The organism is Streptomyces sp. NPDC002926 (genome assembly GCF_053591755.1).
The window spans coordinates 222,799-234,292 of the sequence record NZ_JBSFUK010000006.1 but is presented as its reverse complement, the minus strand read 5'-3'; the positions used below and the strand labels follow the sequence as shown (position 1 = coordinate 234,292).

Below are 11,494 nucleotides of genomic sequence, written 5' to 3'. Positions count from 1 at the left end.
CGATATTCACCTGGCCTCGGCACCAACCGTCGACGTGGGGGCCTGTCCACCACTCGGGGGACAGGCCCCATCCATGATCCTTCACTTGGTGACCGGGCGGCCTGCCGTGAAGATGTGCCGGATCCGGCGGAGGGCGCCCAGCTCGGTCAAGGGGTTGCCGTCGATGACGATGAGGTCGGCGCGCATTCCGGGAGCCAGGACGCCGGTATCGGAGAGTCCGAGTGCGTGGGCCGGGTTTACGGTGGCCATGTCGATGATCTCGCCGTATTCGAAGCCGAGCGAGGCGAAGAACTCGAGCATTCCGACGTAGTCGCCGAACCGCGCCCCCGGCACGCCGGCATCTGTGCCGGCGATGAACCGGACACCGGCCTCGCGCATCTCCTGAATGACCTCGACCATGGCCTTGCCGCGTTCGGGTCCCATCTGCTCGAGGAACAGCTGCCAGTCCCCGGAGATACAGCGGCAGACGGAGATGTCGTTGTCAACAATGCGCCGAGTGATCGCCGGGTCGTAGACGATGCCCTCCGCGGTACGCCAGGAGCAGTGTTCAATGGTTCGGACGCCTGCAGCCACACAATGACCAATGGTCTCGGTGCCGTGAGCGTGAGCGGCCACTCCCAGGCTGTAGCGTGCCGCTTCCTCAACGATCAGGCGCAGTTGGCGGGGGGTGAACTGCGCCTCCCACATGCGTGGACCACTCGGGGTGAGTGCGCCGCCCGAGGCCATCACCTTGATCACGTCGGCACCGGCTGCCGCGTTGCGGGCGATCTGTGCCCGGATGTCGTCGTCCGTGGTCACTTCACCGCCGAGAAAACCGCAATGACCACTGTGCGCGGTCAATGGTGCGGTCGCTGCGACGATACGGGGCCCGACTGTGGCCCCGGAGTCGATGGAGGAACGCAGCGCCACGGTGAGCCCGTCACGGTCACCGAGATCCCGTACGGTCGTCACCCCAGCGGCCAGCAGCTGCTGGGCGCGCTCCGCCATGGCGATGGAGAGCTCGCCCGGGTCGGCGTTCGCCACGGCGCTGATCAGGTCCGGACCCGCATCAAAGGCAAGGTGGACATGACAGTCCATCATTCCGGGCATCACTGTCGCTCCGGGACACCGCAACCGAGGTACTTGCGTATCCACCGACGCGTCCAGCTCGGCGGCGCTGCCTACAGCGGCAATGACGCCGGATTCGACGAGCACGGCGCCGTCGACGGTCACCTGATCCGCGGGCCCGGCGATGACACGATCCGCAGTGATCAGTACCTTGTTCACGATTTCCTCTCGCGTAAGGCGTGGGATATGGCGATGAGTTCACGGGCGTCGGCGCCCAGGTCGTTGCTGGCCGGTGACGCGATGCGAGCGGCGGACAACTCGGTGTGCGGGGACTCGGCCGTCGGCTTCAGCGCCAGCGCCTCGGTGATGTGCCGAGCGAGTCGGTCGGTCGGGCCACGGGCGAGATCGGCGTCAGGCGCGACACGCGTCAGGTAGGGGCTCAGGCGCACCAGTCCGTCGCGGCATTCGATGAGCCGACGGTAGAACCGCTGCTCGTGGGTACGACGCTGGTGGAGACGACGCCACTTGGAACCGGCCGGTGCCTGGTTCAGGACGAGTTCCGGGTAGGCGCTGGTGAGGACCGTCCACAGGGGAGTGAGCTCCTGGTGCATGCGGCGGTGGTGCACGACCGACCGCAGGCGGGTGATCAGCTGCACGCAGGCCGAGTAGCAGATTCCGATGAGGACGCTTCCCATGGCCCAGTTGGAGATGGACCAGTTCACCGTGTTGAACGCCTCGTGCGACCCGGGTTCGTCGATGCGCAGCACCACCAGGATCGTTCGGTTGACCGAGGCGATCGTCAGTCCGAGGAGTCCAAGGGCCATGGTCCGCAGGCCGAGTCCGAGGTGCCGGGACGCCCTGCGCCCGTAGCGCAGGGCCCAGAGTGCGGAGGCCAGATAGGCGTAGACGAAGTAGGCGTTGCCGATGATGTAGAACGAGGCGATGGCCGGCTCCGCCATGTACGGGGTACCCAATGAGTGACCGCGCATCGTCGCAGGTGTGGCGATGATGGAGATCATCAGGGCCATCACGGCACCGGCGAGGAGGCCGACGTTGATCCGTAGGCGCCGACGATAGGCGGCGTCCGTGTCGCGTGTGGAGGAGGCGAAGAACAGAATGAGGGCGAACAGGCCGGACATGTAGATCCCGTTGAACGCCACCTTGCCGACACCGACGGCCGTGGCCGCGTCGATCGCGCGGTTGACCTCGGAAAAGCTGAGGATTTCTCCGACCAGCAGCATGAGCAGGGAGGCGACAAGGAATCGCAGCACCCTGCCGTGTGGGGCACGTGCCAGGTCGATGCCCTTCCACAGCACCCCGATGCTCAGCAGGGCGATCAGAGGTACTTGGAACATCACATCCACCCCCAGTGGGGGTTCAGTGCGAAACGCAGCGGACCGAGAGCCGGGTCCTCGGACGTACGGGGAGTGACGTAGTCGATGACCACCGCCCACTCCTGGATGATCGTCGCTACCAGTTCGGCCTCGCGTTCGTAGTCCTCGGTGTAGCAGGTACGACGAAAGCCTCGTGTGGTCAAGTCGCGAGGGAAGTCCGGGCCGAGATCGGGGAGGTCCTCACTTATGTCACCGTCGTCCTGATGATTGGCGAGGATATGACCTATCTCGTGCAGGATAATATGATCTTGGTGAACGCGGGTGGTTTCTTCCTGATAAAAGATCACCTCCTCGTTCGGCCGGGACATCCAGAGCCCAAATGGACCTGGCACTGGAAGAGCCCAGGGAATCAGCCGGATGGGTTTGTTCAGATGTTCACCGAGTTTGAGGCATAACTCGTCGACGCGCAGGCGCGGTTGAATATCGAGTTTCCGTAGCAGATGCCTGCAGTGGCGACGGAGTTCACGTTCGCGTACGGTCACGCTTTCCTTTCTCATTCTCCAGGGCTGGAATCGGGGACGCCGTCCTGATCGAGGATCGCAATCATCTTGAGCAGTTGTCTGCGCATTACCGGCGTCATCGCGCCCGCCCTCATCGCGATCGCCCGCACCTGGTGATCGGCGAGTCTCTGCCGCAACAGCTCGTCCTCGGGGTCCTCTTGAGCGACCAGCCACTGAACCGTGATCGGCGGAGTCCCCGACGGGCGGTGGCCGTCGAAGAACTTGGCAAGACCCTCCAGCACGCTCAACGTCGGGTTGGTGTGCGAGCCGTTGCGGAGCATCGACAGATAGCTCCGGGACAAGGTCGTCGGATGCGACGGGTCAGTGGTGACCGCCTTGGCCACCTCGACGGTGGAGTACTCCCGTTGCCGCCCGTGGGCGTCGGTCCATCGCACCATCGCAAACAGCGAGTTCAAACGCTCGGCCAATGATTGCTGCTGTTCCCGGTCGCCCTCCGACTCCATGGCCACACTCCTCGCGCCAGTCGACCCGTCACGCCTTCAGGATGATACAGCCGTCACACTGCAGTACTTGTTGGACCTCAACTCATTCCACTAAGGCTCCACTTCGGCTCCGTGCTAATATATTGGACGTCTCGCCAACAAGTGCGCCATGCTCGAGTGCGGACAGATGCAGTGATCAAGGTCGCGGCTCCGGGGTACAGCGCGCACGTACCCCCAAGGCTCGGGTGAGGAGGCGCTTCACATGCGTATCAGCAACTCCGTGCTCCCGGCGGGGAAGCCGTGGTTGGATTCGCCCTGTTCCGAGTGGCGTTCACCACGCCGTCCCGGAGGTGCTCGTCCCTGCGGAGACCCGTCGCGGTGGCGGCACCTGCCAGAAGCCGGACTCTTAGCGGTTCGTGCATCCTTCGTACGGCCAACCCCCACGTACAGAACCGCAAGAGGATGCTCAGGAGTCACGCCCTGTGCATATACGCCGGTGCGCAGGCACTGGGCGGTCCGTCGCGGAATCGTCCCAGGCCTGGGCTGCGACTCCCTCTCTTCGCGCCCCGGCCAACGTGCTGGTGGGCCCGAACGATGGTGGAGGGGACGGATATCAGCCAGTCGATGTCGCCGGCTGCATCGGCTGCATCTGCCCTCGCCCGGGCCGCGCGGAGCGTTCCCTCCAAGGTGCCCTCCGTGGCCCGTCGGTGGAATCGGGTGCAAAGTGGTCCATGGCCCGTACCGCTGGGGCACGTCCCGCCAGGCCGTGCCAGTGCGGAACTTCCAGACGATCCCATCGCGGACCCGGTGGTCGTCCACCCGCTTCCGCCTGCGTAGAGACTCGGGCAGCAGTGCGCGGACGAACTCCCGCCCGGCATGGAGCAGTTCATGACGGCGTACTGCCCTGGGTCATCGAGTGCACCTTCGCCGAGGCCCGCGAGTACCTCGGCACGGGCCAGGCCCAGTTCCGCACCGCCCGCGCCGTCGAGTGGGCCGTTCACCCTGTTCCGCCACACGTTCACCGTCCTTTGGCACGCGCTGCACGGGCACCACCCCGTCGACTTGGCCGAGCTCTGTCACCGATCACCGTGGCACGTCACCAAAGCCGAGCCGTCCTTCGCTGACGACACGGCTGCCGAGCTCCGCCGCGGGACCAACGAAACCGCGAAAGTCGAGGATGGGCGTGGGCCAGTTATCCAATGGCCCCGGTACGCATCGACTTTCGCTTCATTCCGATGCAGCACCGGATCCCTTTCCTTCGCCGTTCGCCAAGCATCCGACTTCAGTCGGATGCCGGCGATGCGCGCCCTCCTGCGCGCGTATGGAGATGCTTACTCAAACTCCGTTCTATTGGACAAAAGTGGAGGCTATCTCGGTATGAAATACCAGTCCACAAAAACGGTCGCGCCACGTATTCCGCATCAATTGTTCACCGAAGCCGCATCCACTCGACCGCGGGAGCGGACGGACCGCAAGGCCATACGCGTACTCGCCGTGGAGAGCGAATCCCAGGACGCCGACCTGCTCATTCTGGGACTGCGCCGACATGGATACACGGCGGAGCAGGTCCGGACCGGCGCCGAGGCGCTCCAGCAGTATCGGAAGGCCGACCTGCTCCTCGTCGACCTGGATCTGCCGGACCTGGACGGTGTGGAACTGTGCCGCAGTATTCGGGCCGTCTGTGACGTCGCCATCATCGTCGTCACGGCCCGCGACACGGAACTCGACAGGGTTCTCAGTCTGCGTGCGGGAGCGGACGACTATGTCGTCAAGCCATGCAGTCTGACCGAATTGACCGCTCGAATAGAAGCCGTGATGCGCAGGGTCCGGCTGCAGCCGTTCGTTCCCAAGGACGTCATCGCGGTCGGCTCGCTGCACATCGATCACCGCGCCCGGGAAATCCAACTCGACGGCCGGCACATAGAGGTGACCCGAAAGGAATTCGATCTGCTCTATCTGCTCGCCTCACGGCCGGGCAGTGTCTTTTCGCGCAGACAGATCATGACCCAGGTGTGGAGCGACCCCCGAGCGAAACCCGGCCGGACCATAGATACGCACGTCAGCAGCCTGCGCAGTAAACTCGGTTCCAGCCGGTGGATCACCACGGTGCGCGGTGTCGGATTCCGTTTCGGACCTTCCTGATTTTTATCGGCGGCAGCCGCACGGCTGTTGCCCCGACTGCTGAATCCTCTCCCGGGGACTCCTCCAGGAACTCCGGCACGTCGCAGGCCCTGTGACAGAGGATCCGGGACCCGTCGATCAACGGCGATCGCGGTTTCCGGACCGGCACAGCCCCTGGGCCCCGGTCGTGGGTCCCGGACGACGCGGCCGACGACGCGCGCATGCGGCCCTCAGCGGCCCGATCGCCCGGCCGTGAGCCATTCCAGGAGTGCCACCACCTCCAGCAGCCCCGGTAGACCCAGGGACCGACCGTCAATGCAGTGGCGTGGGGCCGACAGCTACCCCAGGATCGAGCGTCGCGACCAGATCAACGTCCCGGTGCGCGGCCTTCCTTACGCGCATCTGTCTGCTCCGAGGGTCGATGACGATCCCCGGACGGCGGTGACCCGGCGGCGGTCACAACGGCGGGTTGCCGTGCTTGCGGGAGGGCAGGTCGGCGTGCTTGGTGCGGAGCATCGCCAGGGACCTGATGAGCACCTCGCGCGTCTCGGCCGGGTCGATGACGTCGTCGACAAGGCCGCGTTCGGCCGCGTAGTACGGGTGCATCAGCTCGGCCTTGTACTCCTTGACCATGCGGGCGCGCATCGCCTCGGGGTCCTCGGCGTCGGCGATCTGCCGCCGGAAGATGACGTTGGCGGCACCTTCGGCGCCCATGACGGCGATCTCGTTGGTCGGCCACGCGTAGGTGAGGTCCGCGCCGATGGACTGGCTGTCCATGACGATGTAGGCACCGCCGTACGCCTTGCGCAGGATCAGGGAGATCCGGGGGACGGTCGCGTTGCAGTAGGCGTACAACAGCTTCGCGCCGTGGCGGATGATTCCGCCGTGCTCCTGGTCGACACCGGGCAGGAAGCCGGGGACGTCCAGGATGGTGACGATCGGGATGCTGAAGGCGTCGCACATCTGCACGAAACGCGCCGCCTTCTCGGAGGCCTCGATGTCGAGCACCCCCGCGAGGGTCTGCGGCTGGTTGGCGACGATGCCCACCACCTCACCGTCCAGGCGCGCCAGGCCGCAGATGATGTTGCGGGCCCAGCGCTCGTGGACCTCCAGGTAGTCGCCCTCGTCGACGAGTTCCTCGATGACCTTGGCCATGTCGTAGGGGCGGTTGCCGTCGGCCGGGACCAGGTCCAGGAGCGCGCTGCTCCGGCGGTGGGCCGGGTCGCCCGAGACGGCCGTCGGAGGCAGCTCGCGGTTGTTCTGCGGGAGCATCGACAGGAGGTAGCGCACCTCGGCGATGCACGTCGCCTCGTCGTCGTACGCGAAGTGGGCCACACCGCTCGTCTCGGCGTGCACGTCCGCGCCGCCGAGGCCGTTCTGGGTGATCTCCTCGCCGGTGACCGCCTTGACGACGTCCGGGCCGGTGATGAACATCTGGGACGTCTCGCGCACCATGAAGACGAAGTCCGTGAGGGCGGGGCTGTAGGCGGCGCCGCCCGCGCAAGGGCCCAGCATCACCGAGATCTGCGGGATCACCCCGCTCGCCCTCGTGTTGCGCTGGAAGATGCCGCCGTAACCGGCCAGCGCGGAGACGCCCTCCTGGATACGGGCGCCCGCACCGTCGTTCAGCGACACCAGCGGGGCCCCGGCCGCGACGGCCATGTCCATGATCTTGTGGATCTTCGTGGCGTGGGCCTCGCCCAGCGCCCCTCCGAAGATGCGGAAGTCATGGGCGTAGACGAAGACCGTACGGCCCTCCACCGTGCCCCAGCCGGTGACGACACCGTCGGTGTACGGCTTCTTCGCCTCCAGGCCGAATCCGGTGGCCCGGTGCCGGCGCAGCTGCCCGACCTCGTTGAAGGAACCCGGGTCCAGCAGCAGCTCGATGCGCTCCCGGGAGGTCAGCTTGCCCTTGGCGTGCTGCGCCTCGGTCGCCTTCTCGCCGGGGCCGGCCAACGCCTGGGCACGAATCTCCTGAAGTTCCGCCACTCGCCCGCGCATGTTGCCGAGTTGGTGCCTCTCCCATGGGTGGTCGTCCAGGACGGTCATCGTTCTTCCTCCGGTGTCGGGCTCTTGGGTCGCGCCTGCCTCGGCAGCGCCCGGAGGCGTCCACCGACGAGCACCGCCTGGGGCGGCAGCCGACGTACGACCTGCCGCGGCGCGCGTCCCCTGATCGCGGCCGCGGCGGCGTGGTCCCTGCCGCAGGGCACATCCACGACGGTCCAGTCGGCGGGCCGTGACGGGGTGTGCGGCCCTTCGTCTCCGAGGTACACGTCCGACATCCAGCCGCCGACCCCGATGCCGGTCCCCTTGAGGTACGCCTCCTTGCGGGCCCACAGCCGGGCGAACACAGCCGGGCGGTCCCCTGGCGCATGCCCCTCCAGCTCGAGCCGCTCGCTCGGGTGGAGTGCCGAGGCGCACACATCGACACGCTCCGGTCGCGGTAGCCGCTCCACATCGACGCCGACCGGTGAGCGGGCCACGCCGATGAGGACGGCGCCCCGGCTGTGCGACAGCGAGAAGTGCGCAGCCGAGTCGACCAGCACCGGGCGCCCGTGCGGGCCGCCGCACCGAGGACATTCCGCCCGTGAGAAGGCGATGTCCTGCGGCGCCTTACTCAAGTACGCCGCCAGCAGCCGCCGCAGCGCGATGTGGGCGACCACGTACCGCTCGCGGTCGGCGGGCCGCCGGAACGCGTCCGCGCGACCGCGCTCGGCTTCGTCCAGCTCGTGCAGCGCGAGTGGGCCGTGCAGGCCGGCCGTCTCGGGCGCGGGCAGCAGCCAGAGGTCCAGCCTCCCCAGCCGCAGCCGCGGCTCGGCCCCGAGCGGTGGCCTCGGGGCGGTCATGCGGCCCGGTTTCGTACGTCGTCCAGCAGGCGGGCCTGGCGCAGCGTCTCCTCGGCCGGAGCGGCGCCGGCGCGCGCGGAGGCGACGAAGGCGGCGATCGTGGCGGCCACCTGGTCGTGGGGTGCCAGCCGGATCTCCTCATGGTCCCCGCCCCGGTGCAGTTCGATCACCGGGACGAAGTCCGCCGGCGGGGTGAACGCACGGTCCGCCGTGATCCGGCCCGCACTGCCCCACAGCTCGTACCGGGAGAGGTACGCGTGCTCGATACCGAAGGTGATCTGTGCCGTACTCCCCTCGCGTGTGCGCAGGAGGGCGGCGCCCGAGGTCTCGACCTCGCGACCGCGCCCCCGCGTGAGCTCGGCCCCGACGACCTCCAGTCCGGGGCCGAGGAAGTGCAGGGCCGCGCGCAGGGGGTAGAGGCCGACGTCCGCCAGCGCGCCGCCGCCGAGCTCGGGCCGGTGGCGGATGTCCGTGTCCGCCGGGGCCGGGATGGTGAACGCCGCGTGCAGCGCCCGGAGTTCGCCGATCGCGCCGTCGGTCACCAGGCGCCGCACCGCTTCGTGCCGCGGGTGGTGGACGAACATGACGTTCTCCATCAGCGCCAGCCCTCGGTCCCGGGCCAGGTCGAGGAGTTGCCCGGTGCGGGTGGCGTTCGTCGTCAGGGGTTTCTCCGCGAGCACGTGCTTGCCGGCGTCGAGAGCGGCCTCGACCCATCGGTCGTGCAGCGAAGCGGGCAGCGGCACATAGACGGCATCCACCTCCTTGAGGTCCAGCAGCTGGGCGTAGCCCCGCACCGCGCGGCCGCCGAAGCGCTCCGCGACCCGTTCCGCCTTCTCCAGGGAGCGGCTGGCGACCGCGACGACCTCGGTGTCCGCATCGGCCTCGAAGCCGGGGAGCATCCGGCGCACCGCGATGTCCGCGCAGCCGATCACCCCGATGCGTACCGGTTCGCTCATCGGGCAGTCACCGCCGTCGCGTTGAGGCACGCCAGCAGGGTGCGCCCCTGGACGTTGACGTAGTGGCCGTGCCGGACCAGGGAAGTGAGCTGTGCCGGGGTGACCCAGGCGTAGCCGGGCGGCGGGTCCTGCGGTGCCTCGGCCTCGCCCGCGTCCACGATCAGCCAGCGGCTCTCGGCGTTGAGAAAGCGCCCGCCCTCCTCCGAGTGAACGGCCTCGTAGCGAATACGGTCTCCGCGCGCACGCAGCACCGTGTCGAGGAAGCGCGGCCGGTCCCGCGCGTCGAGGTGGGCGTAGTTGTCCGGGGTGCACTGCACGGTGGGGCCCAGCTCGATGGTGTCGAGGAAGCCGCCCTCGACACGGGCGTGCACCAGGACGTGGGGCACGCCCTCGAACTCACGTGTGAGAAAGGCGGTGACACCCTGGCCCACCGGTTCGAAGAGGGGCTGGGTCCACCCCGTGACCTCGCGGTTGCCCGCCCGCACGGACACCGCCACCACCCGGAAATAGCGGCCGTCCTCGTGCTCGATGGCGCTCTCGCCGCGCTTCCACCGGGGAACGCTCGCGAGCGGGACACGCTCGGCCCGCACATCGTGCCGGGCGCGTTCCCCGGTGATCCAGGAGAACAGCTCGATGTCGCTGAGCAGCGCTCCCGCTCCGGTGTCCGGGTGGGGCAGGCAGGACAGCACGGTGCGCGAGTCCATGTTGACGACGTTGTCCCGGTGCAGCAGTTCGCTGATCTGGCCGAGGGTGAGCCAGCAGAAGTCGTCCAGCAGCGGCACGTCACCGGTCGCTTCCACGAGCATGTTGCGGTTGGACTTCCGGTAGAACCACGAGCCGTGTTCGGACTGCATGACATCCGCGATGACACGCCCGCGGCGCGGACCGACGAAGTACTCGATGTACTTGACGTCCGCGCCCTTGTGGACCTTGGTGTAGTTGCTGCGGGTGGCCTGGACCGTGGGCGAGAGCTGGAGCAGGTTCGGGTTGCCCGGCTCCATCTTCGCCTGCATCAGGAAGTGCGGCACCCCGTCGAACTCCCTGACGAGGATGCCCAGGATGCCCACCTCGGGCTGCTTGATGATGGGCTGGTACCAGTCGGCGTACGGACCGTCCCCGTAGGGACCGTCCTCCTCCGTGACGTGCAGCCCCTCGACGGTGAAGAAGCGGCCGCTGCGGTGCGCGAGATTGCCGGTGCGCTCGTCGAACGACCAGCCGTCCAGCTCCGCGAACGGTATGCGGTCCACGCGGAACTCATTGACCCGGCCGCGTTCGGCCAGCCAGGCGGCGAAGTCCCCGGTGCGCAGCTGGACGCCTTCCGCGGCCGCCGCGGACAGCGCGATGCGGGACGGCAGACGCGCGTCCGCGCGCGCCTGGAGCGGAGATCGAAGGGACGGAGAAAGCATCAGAGGGCTCCCTGGGGCCGTGCGCCGGACCGCGGGGGTCGGACACGACGGCGTGGGTGAAGTCGGCGGGGTATCCGCCGGTGGTGGTCGGGCCGGAAGCCCGGACTCGCCACCTGCGGCACGAGGGCACGCGGCTTCTCGATGGAGATGAGGTGCTGACCACCGGCGCCCTGGTACTCGAAGCGGGCCCCGAAGACCGAGTCCTTGCCGCAGGTGGTCGATGATGTCCTCCACCGGGACGGCAAACCCGACGCCACGTTGACCGTCCCGGACCGCAGGCCGAGGGCGAGCAGCCGGTCGATGACGGTGACCACGTCCTTGTCGTCGATGAGGTCGCGGGCGGCCCCCTTGGGCTCCCGCGCCAGCGTCGGCAGAAGCTGGTGCTCGGGTGGCCGGGCCGGACGGGATGCCCGAGCCGCAGAGTCAGGTGGTCGGCCCCGGAGTCGCGGAGTACCTCCTCAAGAGCCGGCTTGTGTGCGCCGTACGGTGTGCATGGCGTCACCGGGGTGTCTCCCCTGCCGGAGCCCCTCGGGCGGCCCGTACATGCCGGCGGCAGCGGTCGGGAGGAACAGCAGCCGCTGCCCGCCCGCCACGCACCGCTTCGCGACCTCGCGCGGCGGCGCCGCCTCACGCGTGACGTACGCGTCGGAGGTGCCACTCGCCCGGGAAACCCCTGCCGCGAGGGCCACGGTGTCCGGATACCGGCCGACCGGCGGGCGCAGGTTCCGCGCCAGGAACCCGGTTCCCGCAATGTCCATACGTCGTCGTCCCGATCTCTGGG

Annotated in this window: 11 protein-coding genes; 1 reads left to right on the top strand and 10 read right to left on the bottom strand. The window is 68.1% G+C overall.

The annotated features are described in order from the left end of the window. Window positions 1–81 precede the first annotated feature (81 nt). The 5 genes from ACWDZ6_RS14635 to ACWDZ6_RS14615 form a co-directional block, all read right to left on the bottom strand. The gene (locus ACWDZ6_RS14635) at window positions 82–1,266 is read right to left on the bottom strand and encodes an amidohydrolase family protein (RefSeq protein WP_451503120.1); all 1,185 of its coding nucleotides are present in this window, start codon (window positions 1,264–1,266) and stop codon (window positions 82–84) included. Then, window positions 1,263–2,402 (bottom strand): MAB_1171c family putative transporter, encoded by a 1,140-nt coding sequence (locus ACWDZ6_RS14630; protein ID WP_451503119.1) that lies wholly within the window; start codon window positions 2,400–2,402, stop codon window positions 1,263–1,265. Before ACWDZ6_RS14630 ends, ACWDZ6_RS14635 begins: the two co-directional genes overlap by 4 nt. After that, window positions 2,402–2,923, bottom strand: coding sequence for a hypothetical protein (locus ACWDZ6_RS14625; RefSeq protein WP_451503118.1), 522 nt, complete (start codon window positions 2,921–2,923; stop codon window positions 2,402–2,404). The genes ACWDZ6_RS14630 and ACWDZ6_RS14625 overlap by 1 nt, the downstream gene beginning before the upstream one ends. A gap of 11 nt (window positions 2,924–2,934) precedes the next feature. Then, window positions 2,935–3,405 carry a hypothetical protein gene (locus tag ACWDZ6_RS14620; RefSeq protein WP_451503117.1) on the bottom strand — a complete coding sequence of 157 codons (471 nt, stop codon included), beginning with the start codon at window positions 3,403–3,405 and terminating at the stop codon, window positions 2,935–2,937. 237 nt (window positions 3,406–3,642) lie between these two features. Then, window positions 3,643–4,269: a transposase gene (locus tag ACWDZ6_RS14615; RefSeq protein ID WP_451503146.1), complete on the bottom strand. Its 627-nt coding sequence runs from the start codon at window positions 4,267–4,269 to the stop codon at window positions 3,643–3,645. A gap of 414 nt (window positions 4,270–4,683) precedes the next feature. On the opposite strand from ACWDZ6_RS14615, the gene ACWDZ6_RS14610 reads away from it, so the two are divergent. Further along, the gene (locus ACWDZ6_RS14610) at window positions 4,684–5,526 is read left to right on the top strand and encodes a response regulator transcription factor (RefSeq protein WP_451503116.1); all 843 of its coding nucleotides are present in this window, start codon (window positions 4,684–4,686) and stop codon (window positions 5,524–5,526) included. Between the two features lie 435 nt (window positions 5,527–5,961). On the opposite strand, the gene ACWDZ6_RS14605 is transcribed toward ACWDZ6_RS14610, so the two are convergent. The 5 genes from ACWDZ6_RS14605 to ACWDZ6_RS14585 all read right to left on the bottom strand — a co-directional run bounded on the left by ACWDZ6_RS14605 (window position 5,962) and on the right by ACWDZ6_RS14585 (window position 11,471). Next, window positions 5,962–7,554 (bottom strand): acyl-CoA carboxylase subunit beta, encoded by a 1,593-nt coding sequence (locus tag ACWDZ6_RS14605; protein WP_451503115.1) that lies wholly within the window; start codon window positions 7,552–7,554, stop codon window positions 5,962–5,964. Then, a complete protein-coding gene (locus ACWDZ6_RS14600; protein ID WP_451503114.1) occupies window positions 7,551–8,351 on the bottom strand; it encodes a 4'-phosphopantetheinyl transferase family protein in 801 nt (266 codons plus the stop codon). The genes ACWDZ6_RS14605 and ACWDZ6_RS14600 overlap by 4 nt, the downstream gene beginning before the upstream one ends. Next, window positions 8,348–9,307 carry a Gfo/Idh/MocA family protein gene (locus ACWDZ6_RS14595; protein ID WP_451503145.1) on the bottom strand — a complete coding sequence of 320 codons (960 nt, stop codon included), beginning with the start codon at window positions 9,305–9,307 and terminating at the stop codon, window positions 8,348–8,350. The genes ACWDZ6_RS14600 and ACWDZ6_RS14595 overlap by 4 nt, the downstream gene beginning before the upstream one ends. Beyond that, the gene (locus ACWDZ6_RS14590; RefSeq protein ID WP_451503113.1) at window positions 9,304–10,713 is read right to left on the bottom strand and encodes an NDP-hexose 2,3-dehydratase family protein; all 1,410 of its coding nucleotides are present in this window, start codon (window positions 10,711–10,713) and stop codon (window positions 9,304–9,306) included. The genes ACWDZ6_RS14595 and ACWDZ6_RS14590 overlap by 4 nt, the downstream gene beginning before the upstream one ends. Before the next feature lie 458 nt (window positions 10,714–11,171). Then, entirely contained in the window at window positions 11,172–11,471 is a 300-nt protein-coding gene (locus ACWDZ6_RS14585; RefSeq protein ID WP_451503112.1) for a hypothetical protein, read from the bottom strand. Window positions 11,472–11,494: the final 23 nt, after the last annotated feature.